Genomic DNA, 23,438 nt, shown 5'->3' with positions numbered 1-23,438 from the left:
GTTTAGGCTGCTCTCCGCTTATTGGTGCTGTTGATAGAAAGGAGATGATGCAAAATGGCTGAAATTCACGTACCGCAGGAAGTCATTGACGCACTGGCAACCGAAGAAGCAAAGGCCCTTATGGAAGGCTTGCAAGACCCAGAGCTTCGGGCTAATCCGGCTTTCCTCGCTAAAGTGCGTCAGTTCTTAAAAGACAACAATTTCCTCACGACACCAGAGACCAAGGGTGTCAAGGAAATCAAGCGTGATGTCTCCCATATTCCCACCTTCATGGAGTTAGTCGATGAAGCGTAAGGAATGGAGCCAGAGCGACATCAAGAACGCCTACGAGAACTTCTGGGCGTTCGTCTATATTGTCTGGCATGAGATTGGTCTTCCGGCCCCTACGCCGGTACAGCTGGACATCGCAAATTATTTGCAGCACCCCCCGACAGACCGCATCATCATTGAGGGCTTCCGTGGGGTGGCAAAGTCCTTCCTGACTTGTGCTTTTGTTGTCTGGACACTTTGGAAGCAACGACAGGATAAGGTCTTGATTGTCTCCGCTTCCGGCGATCGTGCCGACGCAAATGCTCGCTTCATCAAGCGTATTATCCAGACCATAGATTTCCTGGCTGAAATGAAAGCCAGTAAGAATCAGTTAGACACCCAGAACATCTTCGACGTTGGGGGAGCCGTGCCGGATATTTCCCCCAGCGTGAAGTCTATTGGTATCACCGGCCAGATTACGGGGACTCGTGCTGACTTACTGATTGCTGACGACGTGGAGATACCCAAGAACTCCGCAACGCAGGCACAACGGGATAAGCTATCCGAAGCCGTTAAAGAGTTTGATGCTATCTTAAAGCCCGGTGGCCAGATTATTTATCTAGGAACGCCGCAGACAGAAAGCTCCCTGTACAACACCTTGCAGGATAGAGGGTACAAGGCTCGTGTCTGGCCTGTTCGTTACCCCCCATTAGAGGAATGCGAAGACCATTACCAAGACACCCTAGCTCCCTTCATCTATGACAAGCTCAAGGCGAATCCTGCGCTTGCCGGACAGCCGACAGACCCCCAGCGGTTTGACGAGCTGGAAATCACGAAGCGAGAGTTGTCATACGGTAAGGCAGGCTTTGCCCTGCAATTCATGCTCAATACTCGCTTGTCTGATGCTGAGAAATATCCGCTCAAAGTGGCTGACTTGATCGTTACACCCCTTGACCTGTATGAAACCAGCGTCAAATGGGCGTGGGCGAATGGCCGTGACCAGCTCATCAAAGACATCCCTTGTACGGCCCTGACTGGTGACTTCTTCTATGCGGAGTTGTCTCGGAGTGCAGAGACGCTGCCGTATGACTACACTATCATGGCGATTGACCCGTCAGGCCGAGGGAAGGATGAGACCTCCTATGCCGTACTAAAGTATCTGAATGGCTACTTGTTCCTGATGGATGTCGGGGGATTCAAGGAAGGGTACAGCGATATTGTTCTGACCCAGCTTGCCAACCGTGCAAAGTTCTGGAATGTCGATTTGATTGTCCCCGAAGACAACTATGGTGACGGCATGTTCACGAAGCTCATGACTCCTGTGTTTACGAAAATACATCCCTGCGGCATTGAGCCGGTCAAGAACAGGGGACAGAAGGAGCTGCGTATCATTGACACGTTAGAGCCGGTTATGATGCGGCATAAGCTGATTGTCAATCGCCCTGTCATCGAAGCAGACTATAAGGTATTCCAACAGGACTACAACTACTCGCTGATTTACCAGATGACACGGCTATGCCGGGATAAGGGGGCCTTGGCCCATGATGACCGGCTGGAAGCGGTAGCCATCGGTGTCGCTCATTTCTTGGAGAACATGGATATAAACGAGTCTGAGAAGATTACGGAAATCTCCGAGGAAGAACTGGACAGATGGATGAATGTGAGTGTAATTGATAAATATGCAAAAGATGATACTAGATATGCAAGATTGGAGAGCCTGAAAAGGTAGGAGAAATTTAATTGTCACATGAATATGACAAATTCTAATTGTCACATGATATGAAGAAAGCCGAGTAAAACTATATAAGAGTATATAAGGAAGGCTAAGACGGTTGTATACATATATAATTATTCCTTGACTGTCCCCGAAGGGGAGTACAAGGATAGTTATAATATGATAGCCTTTCCTTGACATACCCTTACGGTCTTACTCCTGATTACTTCTCCTTACTTATTACTCCTGATTCTTCTTCTCTCCCAATATAAAACAAATAACCAGTAACCAAAGAGAACCAGTAACTACTGACTGATGACTGATTGTTAGTAGCTGCTGGTTCTTTTCTTATTACTGGTTCCTTATTACTACTGATTATTTTAATTAACGAAAGGAATGACTACTCATGGCAAGAAGACCAAAACGTAATCCCTATTCTCCTGTTTCTTTAGACCCTAAGACCTTCCTCGACACCTCTAGTAACCGATGGTCTGACCGTATCATGTTTTCCCCCAGAGAAGTGTCCGAGCTGACTGGAATACCTCTCACGGGTGTCTATGAATTGTGCCGTGACGGACACCTGCAAGCCTTCCAGATTGGCAAGCGGTGGCGCATTCATCGTGATGGTCTGTACAAGTACCTCAAGCATCAGCTTGACACGGCCATTATACTATAAGCACTAATAAGCACCTAAAACCGTAAAAACGGCGTATTTTAGAAGTATCAAGGAAATGAACCGGATCTATAAAGTAATATGGAGTAAAGTAAAGCATCAGTACGTCGTCGTGTCCGAGCTGGCTCATCGGGATGGAAAACGGAGCAGCGCGGCGAGCAAGAGTATGCGCAGCCGGATTGCGGCGCTAGCGGTTTGCGGAGCGATAGCTGTATTCGGAGTATTGCCAATACAACAAGTTTTTGCTGCAGCAGACTCCACGAATCCGAGTCAATATATAGCAATTAAAGTTCCAAGTGATAAAAAACAGTATGACAGTATGGTTGTTAGAGAGAAAAATGATAAATATTATTATTTATACGGCAATAGTGGGTTTAACGCTCCTGCATATGTTAAGCAAAAGTTAACATATATGGAAAATGGTAAAGAGGTGACAGCAGAATTTTTCGTGCGTGATGGATATACTGTTGAGGCGAAGTATGGTGAACGCCATGACAATACCAGTAATAATTTACAAATAAGCGCATATAAAAACTCGGATGCTCCCTTTAATGCAGATGATGGGTTATTAACGTCTACTCAAATATTAGGTACTTCCAGTGAGTATAAAACTTTAGTGGGGCAAAGCCTAATAGATACTAGTGCAGGTAAATTCGGTGGGGCAGTTAATTCTCCAAGCGCAGGGGTAACAAGTGGGGCTGAGTTTTTTACAAAAGATAAGAAATTGTCCTATTCGCAGAATTTTAAAACAGTAGAATGGAACGACGCTAAAAATTTGTATCAATATAAAGGTAGAGACGTTGCTCTGCAAAATGTGTATGTAATTGACGGTAAAGCCGGTGTATTTGTTGTTGAGAATGATGAAGTTTATACAGGCACAGTTTTTGGCAAAAACAATGAATTATTAACAACAGCTACAGACAAGAATGGTACTTACTATAGTACATGGTCGGCAGAAATAGAAGATCTCAATACGCCACTCACATTGACAAAAGCTAATTTTGACCAAGCTATGAAAAATGTGGGAGATAGTATAAAATTAGCTGCCGGTAACGACATTGAAAAAGTAGTATCTACTGCCGCTCAAAATGGCAATGGCGGTTCCATTGATTTATTGAGACAAGGTAAATATGATACGGAATCAGGAACATATTCCAAAGACAAACCAAAAGTAAAGGGTACACTTTCAATTATTAGTACCGGCGGTACAGACGGAGAGGATGTAGCCGTTCAATTCCAAGCTAATGGTAGTCAACCGTTTACCGTAAACGCTGGCTCAAAAGTCGAAGCCAATAAAAAGGAGGTTACCTCTCCTACGACTTCCCTTGAAACATTAACTATCAACGGCAATACTTATAATATCCCTGCTGGGAAGACGTATTCGGCGAGCGATGGCATTGCGATTTCAGATAAAAACGCTATTTCCGTGAATGCCGGAAGCGGCCTCGAATTTGCGAAAACTGCAGATGTAGACGGCACTAAGAAATTACAGGTAAAAGCAGGACAAGGCATTGTCGTAGACGATAGTGGCGTATCGGTTGACATCGTACAAAACGGCAACTTGTATTTCACGGATGATGGTAAGTTGAACAGCAAGGATTACCGTCTAATCCAAGGAACGGATGTCATCGGTGGTACGGAAGAACAGCCGGTATATGGCTATAAAGTCAATGAAGACGGTACGGTAGAACTGGCTGTTCAAGATGGGACGGACGCAAATAGCAAGTATGCCGTAACCATTGCCGATGTAGCTAGCAAGAGTGCACTGGATGACATGGGCAAGACGCTGGAAGGCGCAGTCATGTACGACAAGGATGGCGAATCGTACAACTATGGTTCTATTACCCTTGGAAAAAAAGATAACAAGTACGTCTATGATTTGGAAACGCAAACGGCGAGTGGCGGCGTAACACTGACGAACGTAGCGTATGCTGTAACGAACAGGGCAGATAAAGAACACTATATTGGCAGTGCGGCAGTTAACGTTGATTTGCTGAATGATACGGTAAGCACTATTAAACAAAGCGTGGCCGACAGCGATATGCACTTGGTCAACGGTAAAGACGTCATTGGTGGGACGGAAGAACAGCCAGAACTTGGTTACAAAGTTACAGATAATAAGGTTAATTTGAAAGTAGAAGGAAAAAATGAGTCTGGAGAAACTGTAAGTGAAACCGTAACCATCGCTAATATGGCCGAAGCGTCGGATCTTGGCGACGTTGGCAGGTTTGAAAATACTGATTTGAAGAATACAGATGGTACGCCTACGACTGTTGTAGATGCCGTTCTCAATATGAATGATAAAGTCGGAGACGCCAATTTCGAAGGAGCGACACATATCAAAGATACTACAACTAACCTCACGGGTGCAGTGAGGGATTTGGATGCGGCAATTACCGAGGCAACTCAGGCAGCGACAGATGCAGGGAAGAACCATACGACGGTTACAAATGGCAATGGCATTGTCGTTACCGATAATGGTGTAAAAGACGACGAGGGGAATATTGCTAAGCATGAATATGAAGTGTCATTGGCAGATGACTTTAAATTAGGCGGTAAAGATGGACAGGCTGGCAGTATTGAATTTAAGGGCAGTGAAGGCACGCTCTCCGCAAGCGGCAATATCGGCGCAGGTTCTTTCAGCACAACTGGCGGCATCACCATGGGTAAGAATGAAGCAGGAACCAATGTTGTCTCTGGTCTTGGCAATCTTACTTGGGATGCGACGAACGACTACAGCCAGTCTGACATTGCGGCAACAGAAGCGCAGCTCCAGAAAGCTACGGAAGCAGCTGTCCAATACGATTACAATGAAGATGGTACTACGGTTAATAAGGGAAGTATTTCTCTCGGCTACAAAGATGCTGAAGGCAACCAGCAGTACACGCAGATTCACAATGTAGCAGATGGCAAAGCACCTAATGATGCTGTTAATGTTCGACAGCTCAGTGCCGTAAACGATTTGGCAGTGAATAACTACCAGAACATTCAAGTATTGAACGGCTCGATTAACAAGCTGGATAACCGCATCGACCGCGTTGGCGCTGGTGCAGCGGCTTTAGCGGCCTTGCATCCCCTTGATTTCGACCCGGATGCGAAGTGGGACTTTGCCGCAGGCTACGGCAATTACCGCGGCGCGAACGCTGTGGCAGTCGGCGCGTACTATCGTCCCAATGAAGACGTCATGTTCAGCGTTGGCGGTTCCATGGGCGGCGGTGAAAACATGGTCAACGCCGGCGTATCCTTGAAGATCGGCGCAGGCTCCAGTAATGTTACGACGTCCCGCGTCGCTATGGCTAAGGAAATCAAGTCCATGCGCGATATCGTAGCCAAGCAGGACGCCCAGATCCAGAAATTGACGGCCATGGTCAACGCATTAGTCGGCGTACAGACCGAAACGGATTCGTCTATGTTCCCGGACGTGCCGGAAAACCACTGGGCTTATGAAGCTGTGGAAGCCATGGCAAAGAGCGGCCTCGTCAAGGGCTATCCTGACGGCGAATTCAAGGGCGACCGCACGATGACCCGCTATGAATTTGCCCAGATCGTCTACAACGCCATTCAGGCCGGCGCAGAAGTAGACGCTCGTCTGGTAGAAGAATTTAAGCCGGAATTACAGTTCTTCCACATCGCGACGGTGGCGAAGGACAAAGACGGCAACCCGACGATTGAACGGGTACGGGCTAACTAATTTCATACAGAGGGGAACTTTGCGTATAGCTGCCGTGCAGCTGACGCAAGGAAGAAAAACGAGTCGGGGGAAACCTCGGCTCGTTTTTTACTATCATTTTATTCATTTAAAGGAGGAACTTCCCATGAATCAAACCGTGTGCCAATGGATAGAACGCGCTCAGAAAGGCGAGGAAGAGGCGGTATTGCTGATATTGCAGCAGTTCCGGCCCTTGATTTGCAAATATGCCCGGCGGCACCGATATTGCTACGATTCGCTGGACGAGGCCGTGTCGGTGGCCCAGCTGGCAATTTTGGAATGCGTCCATGCCTTCGACGTAACTTGCGGCGACGAAGCTCACAAGGCCTTTCGTAGGGCTGTAGACCGGGTGTTTAAAAGAGAAAGCCGGCGGTTTAAGGCATATATGGAATCGGTAGAGACGGCCCTTCATATAGACGAGAGCGCCGAAGCCTTAGGCTTGACGGGCGGCGACGAGCAGGACCCGCACCGGCAGGCCGTGTTGTCCGAAGTACGGGAGCTGGTGCGCAAATGCCTGAACAGCCTGACGGAAGAAGAACAACGATTTCTCCGCCTGCGCTGCCAGCAAGACCTGACCTATCACGACGTAGCCAAACGCTGCGGACTGTCCCTGTCGCAGGCTCATAAGCTGACAAAAGCGGCTATGGTCAAGTTTCATGAGGGCATATACGGCTGCGATGTGGAATAGGGTGGTGCATGTGTTAATTTTTTATTTCAGATGTTGCACTTAGATTGTACATTCATTTACGAAAAAATCGCTCACATCGTGAGCGATTTCGTCAAACCTACATCTTGATATTTTCGATTGCATCATCCATAGGGGATTACCTCTCAATACATCTGCAACGTAATTTATGAGCTCCGCTGTAGGTCATAATCACTTTAAGCTGCCGGATGATCGTTCACGACGGCAATTGATGATTATTTCTTTTGTATTCTTTTTTCAATCCAATCTTTTAATTCATCGCTAGACATGCGATTATCAGCGACAGCGATAATCATTTCTTCAAGTTCAAGCTGGGTATACTCTAATTCTATCTCATTGATGTACAGAAAGACCAACATACTGTGAACCGCAGAACGTTTGTTGCCGTCGCGGAAAGGATGATTTTTCGCCAGACCATAACAAAGACGGGCTGCTTTATCTAGAAGAGAGGGATATAATTCCTGACCGCCGAATGTTTGAAACGGCGTGCTGACAGCAGATTCTAATAGTCCCATGTCATGAATGCCTTTATCCATGACAAAGTTTTTTTCCATTTGTTTATGAAAAGCCAATACATCGTCTAGAATGATTGCGATTGTATCTTTTTCAGTACTCATTTGTTTTCCAAATCCTTATATGCTTGGTAATTCCGCTGCATCATCAGTTCAGATGCCTTGCGGATTTTTTCTTTAATTTCCTGGCTGGTCTGGCTAGTAAGTATTTTCTTTTCTTGTTTAGTTTGTTGTACATTCATCATAATGCTCCTCGTTTTACTGTACTTTCACTGATTTCGAATAGTTTATTAAATTCAGAACGCTCCATTGAAACCTTCTTTTAGCATATTATAATGTCATATTACAATAAATTTGTACATAATGGAAGAGAATAATGAAGAAGATAACTTGCATATCATGGGTAATTAGCGGTTGACGTCGTGGTATCTTATAGATAAGAAACCTTGTGTATTATGCAAGAAAAAGAAGCGAGAATTTGGAAAAATGATGGTTGAAAGAGGAATATTCAAGAACAAAATGCTGACGCTGATGGCTGGTTCCATAGATTTTGTCATGGCGTTCCCCTAAGGGTATGGTATAATATCAAGTAATATAGGCCTAGTTGCGATAATGGTATGTGTATGGCGAAGGAACGGGGAGATGAGAGACATGAAAGCCTTATCGCTGCATCCGTATTATGCGACACTGATTGCTGCAGGCGAAAAGCATATTGAATATCGGTCATGGAGTACACCTTACAGAGGGCTGCTGTTAATTTGTGCTTCGCAATATAATGACGGGCCTCAATTTCCCAGAGGGTATGCCTTATGCATTGTCAATTTAGTACATATTACGGGCGGAAATCGAAAGTATGCGTGGCATTTTGATCCAGAGGTCGTGCCGATCGCTCCGTTTCCTGTAAAGGGAAAAATCCATTTATTTGACGTACCGGATGAGAAAATCACCGTGTTGTATGAAACGGGGACAGACCATTTTATTGATTTTGATACGGCCTATTCTCTTTGGATAGATGAGGGGATATGCCGCGATGTGGAATAAAAGCTGGAAGGATAGTTTATATGAAACTGACAGTGGAACAACGGGATAGATACGCCCGCAATATGGCTTTGGCCGGTATCGGCGAAGAAGGACAACGGAAATTATGGGAAAGCAAGGTATTGCTCATCGGCGCCGGCGGGCTGGGGTCGCCTATTGCCTTGTATTTGGCGGCGGCCGGTGTGGGGACGTTGGGGATTGTCGACGGCGACGTCGTCGATGTGTCTAATTTGCAGCGGCAGATTCTCCATTCAGAACAGGCTGTCGGCACGGAGAAAGCCTTGTCAGCGCAGCGGCGGCTGCAGGAGCTGAACGGCGGCGTGACAGTCGTGCCGTACTGCGAAGAGGCGACGCGGAGCAATATTGCCGACATTATCAACGATAAGGATTACGATTTCATCATCGACGGGACGGATAATTTCTCGGCTAAGTTCCTCATCAACGACGCCTGCGTCCTGCTGCAGAAGCCCTTTTCCCACGCCGGCGTCGTGGCGTATCACGGGCAGGTCCTAACCTACGTGCCGGGCCAGGGGCCGTGCTATCGCTGCATCTTCGAGGAAGAGCCGGCTCCCGGCGACGTGCCGACGGCGAAGGACGTCGGTATATTGGGCGCTGCGGCCGGCACGATCGGGACGATACAGGCGACGGAAGCGATTAAGTATATTACCGGCGTCGGCGAATTGCTGACGGGGACGCTCCTGACCTACGACGCCCTGACCATGACCTTCCGCAAGGTGCCTTTTCCGCAGAATCCAGACTGCGCCGTCTGTGGGGATCATCCGACGATTACGGCGCTGTAGCGGCTGATGTTGCGAAGAAAATTTCCTTTTCACAGGAGTGATAGGCGAAGACATGGAATTTCTGCCGTTGGCAGCCGTTGGGAAGGGAAGACGCAAGGGCTGCGCTGTTCTGGATTCTATTCTTGCGTCATCAGGTCAAATGTGCTATTCTATTAGGCAATGATTAGAGTACGCATCAAGGGAGATCGTGGCGATGAAAAAAATCGTATCTTGGCTTGCCGGCCTGGCGCTGACCGGGGCCGTCCTGGTAGCAGGCATAGGGTTGTTTTGGTTTTTCGGCTCGACAAATTATTTGCTGACCGGCGTTCCTGTTTTGAATTATCATCAGGTAAACGACAAATTTCAAACGGTGCTGACGATGACGCCGGCAGATTTTGAAGAACAGATGAAGTACCTTCACGACCACGATTATCATGCGATTACGCAGGACCAGTTTGCCGCCTATATGCGCGGCGAGGGCAGCCTGCCCGACCGTCCGGTCATGATTACCTTTGACGACGGGTATGTCGACAACTATGAGCATGCCTATCCTATCATGAAGAAATACGGCCTTACGGGGACGGTTTTTCTCATCGTCGATTTGATGGAGACGCCGGGATATCTGACGTGGGCCCAGGTACAGGAAATGGGGCGGAACGGCATGGAATTCGGCTCCCATACGATGAGTCACAAGCCCTTGACCAGCTTTGACCGCCAGGGCGTGCGGACGGAGCTGCGGGAATCCAAGGCGGCCATAGAATCCCATTTGCAGAAGCCCTGCAAGTATATCGCCTTTCCCGAAGGGGAGTTTGACGACATGGTCATGGAAGAGACGCGGGCGGCCGGGTATGAGTACGGCTTTACTGTAGAAACGGGGCGGGATTTTCCCTGGGACGACCACTTCGATTTGGCCCGGGTTCCCTTTTTTGAAGGGCCCGACAGCTTCGGCCATTTCTATTTCCGCCTGAATTTCAGTACATTGAGCTCGTGGCTGTGGCGCCTGCATAAAGGGCTGGAAGCCAGGGAAGCGACGAGGTCCTTGGCGGTCTTTGTTCCCGAGCCGTAGCAAAGGAGAGACGGGAAGACGATGACGGAAAAAGAGAAGATGCTCCGCCGGATGCTGTATGACGCCAATTATGACGAAGAACTGCTGGCAGAACGGATGAGGGCAAAGGACTTATGCTATACCTTTAACCAGCTGCGTCCGTCGGAAGCGGCGGAGCAGAAACGCATCCTGCGGTCCTTATTGGGAAAGACTGGGGCTTCCTTTTCGATATTGCCGCCCTTTTGGTGCGACTACGGGTATAATATCGAAATCGGCGACCATTTTTTTGCCAACCACAACTGCGTGATCCTGGACGCCAATAAGGTCGTATTCGGCGATAATGTCTTTATCGCGCCGAACTGCGGCTTTTATACGGCCGGCCATCCCATCGACGCAGGGCTGCGGAATCAAGGGCTGGAATACGCCTATCCCATTACGGTAGGACACGACGTGTGGATCGGGGCAGGCGTGCAGGTCATGCCTGGCGTGACGATCGGCAGCAACGTCGTCATCGGCGGCGGCAGCGTCGTCGTTCACGATATTCCCGACAATGTCGTCGCTGTCGGCAATCCCTGCCGGCCTGTTCGTCCGATTACCGCGGCCGACGCCGCCTTGTACGGCGCTGGAGGCATCTGACAAATATATACGGAAATATAAAAACACCTGATATCGGTCTGTTAGGCCATGTCAGGTGTTTTTGCCTGTTGCTGGAGGAATCTTTTTATAAATTTTAGAAATATTTAAAGAATGTAGAGTATAATATAAAATGAAAACGTATCGATACATGGGGAGGGATGATTTTGCTGAAGATACGGGATATTTCGCTGCGGAAACGGATGATGCTGACGAATTTCCTCATGGTATTCATTCCCGTCGTGTGGCTGACGATTTTAGGGGGAGTTATCTTTGCCGGGCTGCAGTTTACCGGCACGGTGCGGCAGAGCGAGCTGGCCCTGCTGTGGCCGGAAAAGGGATCGTCCATGTCGATTTCCTATGCCGTGAGCTCCCTGCGCATGAAGGTAGAGAGCGAAGAGTCGCTGAAGCTGGAAGACGTGTTTGAAGAATGCCTGATTTTGGAAAAGCACGGCATACAGACCGTCATCGTCGCCGACGGCCGCCTGCTGTATATCACTGACGGGGCTGATGAAGACGATATACGGTATTTGGTCCAGAAGCAGTGCGGAAACGCCGCCTCGGCCATGTCGTGGAATAACGAGGACTTTGCCTTTATTTATTCTTCGCCCCGCCGCGACACGGTCATATGGGCGGCCGGACAGATGCCCTTCGTCACGTCGTACGATGCCGACGACGCCTTGGAGGATGTGCTGGAAATTGTATTGTTTGCAGTCCTCATCCTCTCCATCATCGTCATCATCTGGCTGGGACTGTACCTGTCGCGCCTCCTGTCGCGGCAGATTATCGAGCCGCTGGCAGAACTGCGGAGGGCAGCGGCGGAAATTCAAAAAGGGAACCTCGAATATCCCCTCGTCGTGCCGGCGCAGGATGAATTGGGCCAGGCGTGCCGCGATTTTGACGACATGCGCAAGGAGCTGCGGAAGGTGCGGGAAGAGCGGCAAAAGTATGAGCAGAACCGCAAGGAACTTATCGCCGGTATTTCGCATGATTTGGCGACGCCTCTTACGCTGCTGAAGGGCTATGCCAGCGGTATTCGCGAGGGCATTGCCCGGACGCCGGAAAAGCAGCGCCAGTATATTGATAAAATTTATGACACGGCCTGCGCCATGGAGCGGCTCGTAGACAGCCTGTTCCTGTTTTCCAAGCTGGACCTGGGACGGATTCCCTTTTCGCTGGAAGTCGTGCCGATATACCGGTATTTTGAAGACGTCATCGGCGAGACGGCTATGACGCTGGCCGAACAGGGCGTGACGCTGACGCTCCGGGGACATCAGAGCACGGCGGCCGTGGCCATAGACAGGAACCAATTCCGGCGGGTCGTGGAAAACCTGCTGACGAACTGCGTAAAATATAAGACGACGCCCCAGGCCGACGTAGACATCGTCATTGCCGAGGAAGGTGAGTACGTCGTCGTTTCCTTTGTCGACCACGGCGTCGGCGTGCCTGCTGAAAGCTTGCCGAAATTGTTCGACAGCTTTTACCGCACCGACGCGGCCCGTACGGACGTAAAGAAGGGCAGCGGCCTGGGACTAGCGATTGCCAAGCAGATTATCGAATCGCTGCACGGCTCGATTTGGGCAGAGGAAACGAAAGGCGGCGGCCTGACGATTTCCATGCGCCTGCCCATTGCAAAGGAGGAGTAACATGAAGCGCATTTTGATCATTGAAGACAATAAGGAAATTACGGAGTTAGAGCGGGATTACTTGGAAGCGAACGATTTTGAAGTCGATATAGCCGAAGACGGCGTAACCGGCCTAGAAAAAGCGTTGGCCGATGAATATAATTTAATTTTATTGGATATCATGCTGCCGCGCATGGACGGCTTTCAGGTCTGCCGGGAAATACGGGCGCAGAAGGACGTGCCCATTCTCCTGGTGTCGGCCAAACGGGAAGATATCGACAAGATCCGGGGCCTGGGGCTGGGAGCTGACGACTATATCAGCAAGCCTTTCAGCCCCAGCGAACTGGTAGCCCGGGTCAAGGCCCATATCAGCCGCTATGAACGGCTGACGAGCCGCGCCGGCGCCGCGCCGAAGGACGAAGACGTCCTCAAGGTCGGCGAGCTGGAAATCCATTTAAAAAAGCACCGCGTCTTTTCCCAGGGCAAGGAAGCCTTTTTGACCAACAGGGAATTCGAGCTGCTGGCCTTTTTAGCTAAGCATCCGGGCATCGTGTTCAGCCGCGAGCGGATTTTTGACCGGGTTTGGGGGCTGGATGCGGCCGGCGATACGGCGACGGTCATGGTTCATATCAACCGCATCCGTGAAAAGATAGAGCCTGATCCGACGCAGCCCATCTACATTGAAACCGTATGGGGCGCAGGCTACCGCTTTGCCGAAGGATAAGAGCTACTGCACGGGCTTTTTGACATACGACGTGCTGCCTGTTTCTTCAATGAGGCCGTACAGCTGCAGCTTCAGCAACAGGGGACTCAGTTGGGACGGCGGCAGCTTCGTTTTGACGACCAGCTCGTCCTGGGACATGGGCTGGTCGCAGGACAGGGCTTCCAATACAGCTTCTTCCAACAGCGTGAGGGCAAATGGCAGGGCGCTTTGTTCCCCTTCTTCTGCGTACCAGCCATACTCGGACAGGATGTCTTCAATACCCGTCAGGGCGATGGCTCCCTTGCGCAGGAGGGCGTTCGTCCCCTTGCTCATTTCTGAATAAATGCTGCCGGGGACGGCGAAGACGTCCCGCCCTTCTTCGAGGGCAAAATCAGCCGTAATGAGGGAGCCGCTGCGCAAGGCCGCCTCGGTCACGACGACGCAGCGGCACAGGCCGGCGATGATGCGGTTGCGGGCCGGGAAATTCATCGCCAAAGGGCGGACTCCGAAGGCGTATTCGCTGACGACGGAGCCGCCTTTTTCTATGATATCCGCAAATAAGGCCTTGTTCTCCGGCGGATAGGCCATGTCCAGGCCGTTGGCGACGACGGCGCAGGTAATCCCTTTGCCGGCTAAGGCCCCTAGATGGGCTTTGGTATCAATGCCGCGAGCCCCGCCGCTGACAACGGCGATGCCGCTGCGGGCCATTTGTTCCGCCAGGGTCTGGGCGGCGTTCCTGCCGTACGGCGTGGCCTTGCGGGCGCCGACGATGGCGGCGGCTTTGGGAAACTGCGGCAGCGCTCCCTGATAGTACAGTATAGGCGGCGGATTATACGTTTCGCGGAGAAGCTGGGGATAGTCGTCTTCCCACAAGGCGATGAGCTTCGTATGATATCGGGACAGCAGGCGGAGCTGCTCGTCCCAGTCGTAGCGGGACCGAGCTTCCGTCAGCGCCGTACCGACGGTTTCCGGTATGCCCGCGTCTTGCCAGTCGGCGGCCGAAGCGTCCCAGGCGGCTGCGGCAGAGCCGAACCGGCCGATCAGGGCTCCGATGCGGCGGGAGCCCAGCCCGGGCAGGGAGGCGAGGGCTGCCGTATAGAGCCGTTCCTTTTCTATGTCCTGTATTGTCATGGCGTCACACCCTTTGTAATGTATTGCGGTAGCTCACTGCTTCGGCAACGTGTTCACTTCGTATGTGTTCGTCCCCGTTTAAGTCGGCAATCGTCCGGGCTGCTTTGACGATGCGGTCGCAGCTGCGGGCGCTCAGCTTCATCGTGTCGAACACGGTCTGCAGCAGGTCCTGGGCGCTGCTTGATAGACGGCACGTTTCTTTGATTTCCCGATGGCCCATGTGGGCGTTGCAGGACAGGCCGTACGGTTGGAGCCGCCGTTCCTGCCTTTCTCGGGCGGCCAGGACGCGGCTGCGGATCGCTTCGGACGACTCCTGAGGTATCGTAGTAATCAATTCCTGGTATTTGGGGCGGTCTACGGCGACGTGCAGGTCGATGCGGTCCAGGAGAGGGCCCGATATTTTGCGGACGTATCGGCGGATTTCGCCGGTCGTGCAGGTACAGGAATTCGACTCGGAGCTGCCGAAAAAGCCGCAGGGACAGGGATTCATGGCGGCGATGAGGATGAAGCGGGCCGGATAGGACAGGGAGGCATTGACCCGGGAAATGTGGACGACGAAATCCTCCAAGGGCTGACGCAGCACTTCCAATACGGAACGGGGAAACTCGGGCAGCTCGTCGAGAAACAGGACGCCGTTGTGGCTTAGGGTCACTTCGCCGGGCTTGGGAATCGTGCCGCCGCCGATGAGTCCTGCCGTGGAAATCGTGTGGTGAGGACTGCGGAAGGGCCGCTGTGCCAGCATTTTCGACTGCTGAAACAGGCCAGCTACGCTGTATATCTTCGTCACCTCCAGCGATTCGCGCAGGCTCATGGGCGGCAGAATCGTAGGAATCCTCTTGGCCAGCATGGTCTTGCCGGAACCGGGCGGGCCGATGAGCAGGACGTTGTGGCCGCCGGCCGCGGCGATTTCCAGGGCCCGCTTGGCCGTAAACTGTCCTTGGACCTCTGAAAAATCGACGCGGTAATCCGGCCGGTCTGTAAACACGTCTCCGGCCACGGCCGGAGAGAGGCGGACAAGGCCCAGCAAATGGGAAATAATGTCCGACAAGGACTCGACGGCATAGACCGTCATGGCGCGGCACAGCAGCGCTTCGGCGGCGTTTTTCTTGCTGACGAAGCAGGTGTGAAAGCCTTCTTCAGCGCCCTGCAGCACCATGGACAGGATGCCTGCGACGGGGCGGATCGTCCCGTCTAAGGCCAATTCGCCGATGAACAGGGTTTGGCGGCACAGCTCGGCCGGAATTTGGCCGCTCGACACCATGATGCCGGCGGCGATGGCCGCGTCGAGGCCGGCGCTGTCTTTTTTCAAATCGGCCGGCGCTAAATTAACCGTAATGCGCCGCATGGGAAATTCATAGCCGCTGTTCTTGATAGCCGAGCGGACCCGCTCCTTCGATTCTTTGACGGACGTCGCCGCCAGTCCTACGATTTCAAAAGCCGGAAGGCCGTTGGAAATGTCCGTCTCGACCGTTATGATATTGCCGTGAAGCCCGAATACGGTGGCTCCGTACGTACGTGAAAACATGGGCGTCTCCTATGCCTGGCTCAAAAAGGCGTGGCGTATATGATGAAGGTGAAATCCCTGTGGCGAAGGGACGACTTCGACGACGTCGAAGCGGCAGGGCATGTGCCAGCACTGACGCCGCGTCATATAGGACAGGGCGACAAGGGACAGCTTTCGCTGCTTGCGGTTTTCTACGGCTTCGGCCGGCCTGCCGCACTGCTGCGACCGGCGCGTTTTTACTTCGACGAAGACGAGGGTGTCGCCGTCTTGGGCGATAATGTCTATTTCTCCCAGGCGGTTGCGGTAATTTTGGTTGAGGACCGTATAGCCCAGCGTATGGCGGAGGTATTTGGCGGCGGCTTCTTCGCCGGCCTTTCCCAACGAGGCGTCTGACATGATATCCACTCCTTTGACGAGGTATCTATCGGCAGTATACGAAAGGAACATTAGAACAAATGGAGAATTACATGAAAATTAGATGAAAAAAACGCAAAAATCAAGTTAGTTCATTAAATTTTCATTAAAATTCAGGCCGATGGATGAGGCCGCTTTGCTGTAAAAAAAGGGGAAAGCAAAGATTAACACTATTTTTTTGCTTTCTTAAGCGATTGTTTAGATTTATTGTCTATACTGTATATGTAATCAGCAATGCATATAATTCGGTATACTACGATAGATATATGAGGAGGAACATGACATGGAACAAAAGGGATATACGAACTGGCTGAAACGGATATTTACGCCGCGCCGTCTGAAACTCGGCGCAGTTTTAGTAGTGGTCTGCGTAATAGTCGCAGGCGGCGGCGCGTGGTATTACCACCAGCAGAAGGCGGAACGGAAGGCCCAGATCCAGCAGGCCCAGACGCGCATGGTAGAATATCAGGCGGCGCAGCGCAACGTGCAGCTCATCGGCGTCGAGGACATCAAGGCGATCGCCGCCCAGGCTGTTGGCAAGGATGTAGGGGATTTGCGGTTCCGGGAAATTTCTCTGGAAAATAAATGGGACGACGGCAACTATCGGAACGCGCGCCGCGACCGCCAGCCGCGCGACGTAAGACCGGCTGCAGCAGCTCCTGCCCAAGGAAACGGACAGGGACAGGCTGCGCAGACGACGCCGGGACAGCACGACGGCTGGACGCGGCAGGAAGAATTTTTCCTGCCTATCTATGAAATCGAGTGCAACGGCGACGACTTAGGATATGAATTGGAAATCAACGCCATTACGGGCGAAGTCTTGGAAAGCGAAGTTGAATCCTATTCTATTTTTGACGAATTGTAATAAAAACAAAAAAATCTATCGCTGCGGCGTCATGTCCGCGGCGATAGATTTTTTTGCGATATGATGTTTAAAAGAACCGGCCGATGAAGGGCATCTTTGCGGCATCCTCTCTTGTTACGCCTCCGGTCAGGGCCATGAGGCCGATGTAAATTGCCGAGCCTAGCAGGCAGGTCAGGAACAGGCTGAGGAACAGGCCGATGTGCAGATAGAGGAAATCGTAGACGAAATACATGATGACGCCCATAATCGCGGCAGAAACGACGTTTTTCACGATGATATTGGCGTGAATGATATAGCCCGTATGGCGGTAGATGAAAAAAAGGTTCAGGGCGGCGGCGACGCCGATGTCGGCTACAGTCGCATAGGAGGCGCCGGTAATGCCGAAGGCCGGAATGGCGACTAAGAACCAGTTGCAGGCCACCTTGGCCACGCAGGCTACGGCCATGTTGATGACCGGAATCTTAGGCTTCTTTAAGCCCTGCAGGATGGCCGTGGTGATTTGGTGCAGGCCGAGGAAGCAAATGGCGATGGCAACGGCTCTCGTCGCATCCGTCGCAGCCGGCGCGTTGTAAATAAAGGTGACGACGGGCTCGGCCATGACGTAAAGCATGACGCTGAAGGGAATCGTCACGAGAAAGGAGATGCGCATGGCGCTGGCCGTGCGCTCGTATATTTCGTCGAAATTTTTCAGCGTAAAGCTGTGGCTGATGGCCGGCACGAGGCTCATGGCCATGGCCGCCGTCAAAATTGTCGCCAAGTTGATGAGGGGCACGGACATGCCCGTCAGATAGCCGAACAATTCCGTCGCCTGGGCCGTAGCGTATCCTGCGACTTCCAGACGGCGGGGAACGATGAGCAAATCCAGGTTCGACACGACGGGAAGCATGATGCTCGATAAGGAGATGGGCACGGCCAGGACGACGAGGCGCTTTAAAATATGCCGGATGTCTTCCTTCGGATATACAGGGCCGTCCGAGGGCAGGGAGCGCTTCAGCTTATAATAGTAATAAATTAAGACGAGCCAGGCTGCCAGACCGCCTGCGCCCGCGCCCAAGCTGGCGCCGCCTGCGGCGTAGTCGAGGCCGTAAGGCAGGAGCAGGGCCGCAAAGCCGAGCATGACGACGACGCGGACCAGCTGCTCTACGATTTGGGATAGGGCTGTCGGAGTCATTTGCTGCCAGCCCTGCAAATACCCGCGGTATCCGGCAATGACCGTCGTGAAGAAGATAGCCGGCGCTAAGGCGATGAGCGAATAATAGGCACGGCTTTCACGGATGATCTGTTCGTCGATGAGGAACTCCGCGCCGAAGAACATGAGGATGCTGAGAAATAAAGCCGTCGTGCACAGCATGGACAAGGACACGCGGAAGATGCGCTGTGCCCCGAGATAGTCCTGCTTCGCTACCTTTTCCGCCGTAATGATGGAAATGGCGATAGGGAGGCCGGCGCTGGATACGTCCAGTGCCAGCAGATAAATAGGGAAGGCCATTTGGTAAATGCCAATGCCTTCGCCGCCGAGAATACGGGATAAGATAATCCAGTTGATGCTGCCGATGGCTTTGACGACAAAGCCGGAAAGCGTCAGAATCAAGGTCCCCGATACGAACTTATTAGCCATGATAACCCTCTTGTTTCATAATTTTTACATGATATAACAAACAACTAATTTTATCATATTTAGCCTGTTGTTGCTAGAGATACAGGCTTATCCATGTAAAATTTCCGGCGATTGTCTGTTCGCTTCTAGCCACGGCAGTGCTTTTATGATATAGTAGCGTAGACAGTGAATGCAGTATAACATACACTGCCTAATGTGCTGCTATAATCAAAGCAGCATGAGCATTTTTACGATACAGAGGTGAGCATATGCGCATAGTAGTTGTAGGCGCCGGCAAGCTGGGATACAGCATTGCCGAGCTGTTGTCAAACGAGCAGTTCGACGTCGTCGTCGTAGACCACGATGAGGAGCGGCTGGAAGTCGTCAAAAATACCTTAGACGTCCTGACTGTCCATGCCAACGGCGCCAGCCCGATTACGATGAACAATCCCGACATACAAGGCTCGGACGTCCTCGTCGCGGCGACGGCTATCGACGAAGTCAATATGGTAGCTTGTATTCTGGCGAAGAAGCACGGCATTGCCTATACAGCGGCCCGTATCCGGGATATGCAGTTTTTATCGGAAGCAAAAGATTATTTAAAAGAAAACTTTGATATCGATTTGATGCTGAATCCGGAGCTGATTACAGCTCAGGAAATCAACCGCATCATCATGACGCCGGCGGCGCTGAACGTAGAGGATTTTGCCAACGGCAAGGTGCGCTTGTTTGAAACCAAAGTGCGGCGCCGTTCTCCCTTGGTCAATATTCCCTTCAAGGATCTGGAAATTCCGCCGTCTATACTGGTCGGCATGATTTTCCGGGACCACCGCATGATTATCCCTCACGGCGATGACCAGCTTCTGCCTCATGACAACGCGTATTTTATCGGCGACCCCAAGGCGATCGAGAAATTCAGCGTGAATTTTGTGCAGAGCGACACGAAGCGGGTAGAGCGGGCCATCATCATCGGCGCTGGCCGGACAGGACGCTTTCTCGCTCCTATGCTGGACAAGCAGGGCGTGCAGGTCAAGCTTTTCGATAAAAACAGGGAGCGGTGCCTGCTGGCCGCTGAGAAAATGGACAACGGTATTGCTATCTGCGGCGACGGCACGGATTTAAACCTGCTGGAACAGGAAGGGATTGCCGAAGCAGACGTCGTCGTATGCATTACAGATGACGACCGCCTGAACCTCATGCTGGCCCTGATTGCCAAGCATTTCGGCGCAAAAAAGACAATTGTCCGCGTATCGCGGGCTGAATATACGGATTTGATGGAAAAGGTCGGCGTCGACATCGTATTGTCTACGCGCCTTTTGTCGGCCAGCGAAGTATTGGCTTTTGTCCGCCGCGGCGGCGTCGTGTCTGTTTCCCTCTTGGAGGGGGCTAAAGCCGAAGCTGTCGAAGTCATCGTTCAGGACGGCGCTCCTGTAGCCGGCAAACGCCTTATGGACGTCCGGCTGCCCAGGGAATGCCTGGTATGTGCTTACGTGCGCGGAGAAGACGCCTTTATTCCAAACGGCCAATCGGCGCTGATGGCCGGCGACCGGGTTATTTTGTTCATACAAACGACACATTCGAAGGAAGTTATGAAATATTTCAAAGGCAGGGATTGAGATGCACATGTATTTGTTTTTCTTCCTCTTGGGAAGGATGGCAATCCTGAACGGCCTGGCCTTTTTCATTCCTCTGCTGTGTTCCTTTTCCTGGGGAGAGCCGGCCTACTTGTATTTCGGTCCTTCCCTGGCGATTACGCTGGCCTTAGGCGGGCTGATGATGGGAATCGGACGCTGCCACAGCAAGCAGCTGGGCGTTGCTGGAGGCGCTTGGTACATGGTTCTCGTATGGATCATGCTGGGAGCTGTCGGTATGCTGCCGTATTTGTTTTCCGGTACTCTGTCCGTAGCCGATGCGTTTTTTGAAAGCATTTCGGCATATACGACTGTCGGCTTGTCCTGTGTTGCCGGGCTGGCCGGCAATGTACCTCGTTCTCTGGTCTTGTGGCACGGTCTGATGGAATGGCTGGGAGGCTTAAACTTTATCCTGCTGATGGTGACGATTATTCCGCAGGTCAGCGGCTGCTTCGGCCTGACCTTGTCGGTACATCAGAGCATCAGCTTCAGCCCCATGCTGGGGCGTATGGATATTGCGGCCCGCCAGGTAGGGAAGATATACGCGGCCATTACGGTCCTGTCTGTCCTAGCCTATTTACTGGCCGGTCTGTCTTTGTTCGACGCCTGCACAAGCGCTTTTCGCAGCATATCGACGAGCGGCGACGCGCCATTTTCCTTCATGTCCGGCGGCAATCCTGCCCTGGAATGGGCCTGCGCCTTTTCCATGCTGTTGGCCTGCGGCAATTTCCTGCTGTATTGGAAAAGCTTTGAACGGCGGGATTTGAAATCGGCTTTTCGGGACACAGAGCTCCGCGTCTTTCTGGGCATCTTGCTGGGGACGGCGCTGCTCGTGTCCTTTCACTTGTGGAAGATGGGCGTGTACGACGGGGCAGACAGCCTGCGACTGGGATTTTTCCACGTCCTTTCCTTTTATAGTACGAGCGGTTTTATTACGGCCGACGTTTCGGCCTGGCCTGATTTTGATAAATTTATCTTATTGCTCATCGTCTTCGTCGGCGGCTGTATCGGCTCGGCGACGGGCGGCCTGCGGGTCATGCGGTTTATCGTGCTGTTTAAGATTGCGGCGCAGGAAATGCGCCATCTCCTTCATCCGCGTATGGTTATCAGTTTAAAAGTCAGCGGCGTTCCCGTCGATATGAAGATTATCAGCCGGGTTCTCAGCTATTTTTTCTTATTCATGGCTGTATTTTTCGTATCGACAATTATCATTTCCTTGTCGGGCATGACGCCCCTGCAGTCCATGGGGGTAGCGGCGGGCTGCCTGACCAGTGCCGGCGCGACGGCCCACTTATTCGGCATCGTCGAATTTTCTGCGGAACCGGCATGGCTGAAAGCTTACTGCGCCTTTTTGATGATTTTAGGAAGATTAGAAATCTTTTCATTCCTCATCGTGCTGCAGACGGCGGCCCAGGCCTTTAAGCGCCGTTGGTAGGAGGCATCGCGTCAAATGGATTTGAAAATAGTATGGTATGTATTAGGCCGGCTGTCCTGGGCCTACGGCTGCGGCATGGTCCTTCCCCTGGCCGTGTCCCTGTGGTATAGTGAAAACAGCGTATTCGCCTTTGCCGTTGCCATCGGCGTGTGCCTGGCCTTGGGCAAGGGCCTGACACTGTACGGAAAGGCTCCTGCCGGGGAGGTTACGAACCGCGAGGGCATTGCGATTACGGCCTTAGGATGGATTATGGTCATGTTTTTGGGCATGGTGCCCTATGCTGCCGGCGGCTATTTGTCTGTGCTGGACGGCGTATTCGAGTGCATTTCCGGCTTGTCCGGCACGGGGGCCACGGTCATTCCCGATCTGGAAATCATGCCGCAGGGCATTTTGCTGTGGCGGTCCCTGACCCATTGGTTCGGCGGCCTCGGCATCATCGTCATTTTTATTGCCTTATTTCCTCAATTGGGGCGAGGTACAGTCCACATGTTCAATGCGGAAAGCACGGGACCGACATCGGACCGGAATGTGCCGCGTGTAAAGGAAATGGCCAAAGCTCTGTTTTGTGTATACGTCGTGATTACGACAGCCGCTATGCTGGCCTGTATGGCCTGCGGCATGTCGTTCCTCATAGCGCTGAACCATGCCTGCTCGACGATTGCGACGGGCGGCTTTTCCCCGTATAACACCAGCGTGGCCTATTTCGACAGCCCGCTGATCGAAGGGGTGCTGGCCTTTTTCATGATGATTTCCAGCGCCAACTTCGGCATGTATGTGGCTGCGTGGAAGCGGGGACCCAAGGTCATCCTGCACGATACGGAATTTCGCACCTATGTCGGCCTCGTCGCCGCGGCGACGGTGCTGATGGCGGCCAATTTGGCGTCGGCTCAGGGCTGGGCGTGGAGCGAAGCGTTCCGCCAGTCCTTTTTCCAGGCTGCGTCCTTGTCGTCGTCGACGGGATTTATTTCCAATGACTTTGATAAATGGCCGGCCTTTTCCCAGTTTATATTGGTATTTCTCATCTTTGTCGGCGGCTGCGCCGGCTCGACGGCCGGCGGGCTGAAGGTGACGCGCCTCATGCTGCTGGCCAAGACGATCGTCCTGCGCATACGGCAGAAGATGCACCCGCACCTCGTCCTGCATGTCCGCTCCAACGGGGAGGACTTTTCCGAAGACGTACTGTACGGCGTAGCCCGGTTTTTCTTCGTATATGTCATGCTGGACATATTGTGGACCGTGCTGCTGGTCTTCGACGGCATTCCCATTTTTGACGCCCTGGGCGTAGCTATCACGACGATGGGCAGCTGCGGGCCGAGCTTCGGCCTGTTTGGAGCGACGTGCACCTATGCGGATATGCCCTCGTTCAGCAAGGCCGTCGTGTGCCTGTCCATGCTCATGGGAAGGCTGGAAATTTTTCCCGTCCTGGCCCTGTTGATGCCGTCGTTTTGGAAGCGCCGCGTCTGGTAGGTTTGCCG

Annotated in this window: 20 protein-coding genes; 14 read left to right on the top strand and 6 right to left on the bottom strand. The window is 52.0% G+C overall.

The window, feature by feature from the left end:
- The first annotated feature begins 54 nt into the window (after positions 1–54).
- The 4 genes from E0L13_RS09375 (at position 55) to E0L13_RS09355 (ending at position 7,033) form a co-directional block, all read left to right on the top strand.
- Positions 55–294 (top strand): hypothetical protein, encoded by a 240-nt coding sequence (locus E0L13_RS09375; protein WP_168062007.1) that lies wholly within the window; start codon positions 55–57, stop codon positions 292–294.
- Entirely contained in the window at positions 284–1,978 is a 1,695-nt protein-coding gene (gene terL / locus E0L13_RS09370) for a phage terminase large subunit (RefSeq protein WP_168062005.1), read from the top strand. Before E0L13_RS09375 ends, terL begins: the two co-directional genes overlap by 11 nt.
- Before the next feature lie 716 nt (positions 1,979–2,694).
- Positions 2,695–6,327 (top strand): ESPR-type extended signal peptide-containing protein, encoded by a 3,633-nt coding sequence (locus E0L13_RS11890; RefSeq protein ID WP_240924713.1) that lies wholly within the window; start codon positions 2,695–2,697, stop codon positions 6,325–6,327.
- A 124-nt stretch (positions 6,328–6,451) separates the two neighbouring features.
- On the top strand, positions 6,452–7,033 hold the full coding sequence (locus E0L13_RS09355) for a sigma-70 family RNA polymerase sigma factor (RefSeq protein WP_168062001.1): 582 nt from the start codon (positions 6,452–6,454) through the stop codon (positions 7,031–7,033).
- A 233-nt stretch (positions 7,034–7,266) separates the two neighbouring features.
- On the opposite strand, the gene E0L13_RS09350 is transcribed toward E0L13_RS09355, so the two are convergent.
- Complete coding sequence (locus tag E0L13_RS09350) at positions 7,267–7,668, bottom strand: type II toxin-antitoxin system death-on-curing family toxin (protein ID WP_095628666.1); 402 nt, start codon at positions 7,666–7,668, stop codon at positions 7,267–7,269.
- A complete protein-coding gene (locus tag E0L13_RS09345; RefSeq protein ID WP_162860319.1) occupies positions 7,665–7,808 on the bottom strand; it encodes a hypothetical protein in 144 nt (47 codons plus the stop codon). Before E0L13_RS09345 ends, E0L13_RS09350 begins: the two co-directional genes overlap by 4 nt.
- Positions 7,809–8,214: 406 nt before the next feature.
- Here E0L13_RS09345 and E0L13_RS09340 point away from each other — a divergent pair, with 406 nt between their 5' ends.
- The 6 genes from E0L13_RS09340 (at position 8,215) to E0L13_RS09315 (ending at position 13,407) form a co-directional block, all read left to right on the top strand.
- Entirely contained in the window at positions 8,215–8,604 is a 390-nt protein-coding gene (locus tag E0L13_RS09340; protein WP_087478466.1) for an ASCH domain-containing protein, read from the top strand.
- Positions 8,605–8,624: 20 nt separating this feature from the next.
- A complete protein-coding gene (locus tag E0L13_RS09335; protein ID WP_087478467.1) occupies positions 8,625–9,401 on the top strand; it encodes a HesA/MoeB/ThiF family protein in 777 nt (258 codons plus the stop codon).
- 193 nt (positions 9,402–9,594) lie between these two features.
- Entirely contained in the window at positions 9,595–10,446 is an 852-nt protein-coding gene (locus E0L13_RS09330; protein ID WP_168061999.1) for a polysaccharide deacetylase family protein, read from the top strand.
- Positions 10,447–10,467: 21 nt separating this feature from the next.
- Positions 10,468–11,061: a sugar O-acetyltransferase gene (locus E0L13_RS09325; protein WP_168061997.1), complete on the top strand. Its 594-nt coding sequence runs from the start codon at positions 10,468–10,470 to the stop codon at positions 11,059–11,061.
- A gap of 158 nt (positions 11,062–11,219) precedes the next feature.
- Positions 11,220–12,704: a HAMP domain-containing sensor histidine kinase gene (locus E0L13_RS09320; protein WP_240924712.1), complete on the top strand. Its 1,485-nt coding sequence runs from the start codon at positions 11,220–11,222 to the stop codon at positions 12,702–12,704.
- 1 nt (position 12,705) lies between these two features.
- On the top strand, positions 12,706–13,407 hold the full coding sequence (locus tag E0L13_RS09315; RefSeq protein ID WP_168061993.1) for a response regulator transcription factor: 702 nt from the start codon (positions 12,706–12,708) through the stop codon (positions 13,405–13,407).
- Positions 13,408–13,410: 3 nt separating this feature from the next.
- Here the strand turns inward: E0L13_RS09315 and dprA are convergent, their stop codons facing one another.
- From dprA to E0L13_RS09300, 3 genes are read right to left on the bottom strand one after another with little or no spacing between them, the layout of a single operon-like run.
- Entirely contained in the window at positions 13,411–14,517 is a 1,107-nt protein-coding gene (gene dprA / locus E0L13_RS09310) for a DNA-processing protein DprA (protein ID WP_206081609.1), read from the bottom strand.
- A gap of 4 nt (positions 14,518–14,521) precedes the next feature.
- The gene (locus tag E0L13_RS09305; RefSeq protein ID WP_168061991.1) at positions 14,522–16,042 is read right to left on the bottom strand and encodes a YifB family Mg chelatase-like AAA ATPase; all 1,521 of its coding nucleotides are present in this window, start codon (positions 16,040–16,042) and stop codon (positions 14,522–14,524) included.
- 9 nt (positions 16,043–16,051) lie between these two features.
- Entirely contained in the window at positions 16,052–16,417 is a 366-nt protein-coding gene (locus tag E0L13_RS09300) for a YraN family protein (protein WP_168061989.1), read from the bottom strand.
- Positions 16,418–16,718: 301 nt separating this feature from the next.
- Between E0L13_RS09300 and E0L13_RS09295 the strand changes: the two genes are divergently transcribed.
- Positions 16,719–17,300: a PepSY domain-containing protein gene (locus E0L13_RS09295; RefSeq protein ID WP_168061987.1), complete on the top strand. Its 582-nt coding sequence runs from the start codon at positions 16,719–16,721 to the stop codon at positions 17,298–17,300.
- Positions 17,301–17,367: 67 nt separating this feature from the next.
- Here E0L13_RS09295 and E0L13_RS09290 read toward each other — a convergent pair whose 3' ends face one another.
- Positions 17,368–18,918 carry a polysaccharide biosynthesis protein gene (locus tag E0L13_RS09290; protein ID WP_087477024.1) on the bottom strand — a complete coding sequence of 517 codons (1,551 nt, stop codon included), beginning with the start codon at positions 18,916–18,918 and terminating at the stop codon, positions 17,368–17,370.
- Positions 18,919–19,166: 248 nt separating this feature from the next.
- Here E0L13_RS09290 and trkA point away from each other — a divergent pair, with 248 nt between their 5' ends.
- From trkA to E0L13_RS09275, 3 genes are read left to right on the top strand one after another with little or no spacing between them, the layout of a single operon-like run.
- Positions 19,167–20,513 carry a Trk system potassium transporter TrkA gene (gene trkA, locus E0L13_RS09285; RefSeq protein ID WP_168061985.1) on the top strand — a complete coding sequence of 449 codons (1,347 nt, stop codon included), beginning with the start codon at positions 19,167–19,169 and terminating at the stop codon, positions 20,511–20,513.
- Position 20,514: 1 nt separating this feature from the next.
- Complete coding sequence (locus E0L13_RS09280) at positions 20,515–21,963, top strand: potassium transporter TrkG (protein ID WP_168061983.1); 1,449 nt, start codon at positions 20,515–20,517, stop codon at positions 21,961–21,963.
- Positions 21,964–21,978: 15 nt separating this feature from the next.
- Positions 21,979–23,430 carry a TrkH family potassium uptake protein gene (locus E0L13_RS09275; RefSeq protein WP_168061981.1) on the top strand — a complete coding sequence of 484 codons (1,452 nt, stop codon included), beginning with the start codon at positions 21,979–21,981 and terminating at the stop codon, positions 23,428–23,430.
- Positions 23,431–23,438 lie beyond the last annotated feature (8 nt).

Source organism: Megasphaera sp. SW808 (genome assembly GCF_012027795.1).
GTDB classification, from domain to species: domain Bacteria; phylum Bacillota; class Negativicutes; order Veillonellales; family Megasphaeraceae; genus Megasphaera; species Megasphaera stantonii.
This window is presented reverse-complemented; position numbering and strand designations above follow the sequence as displayed.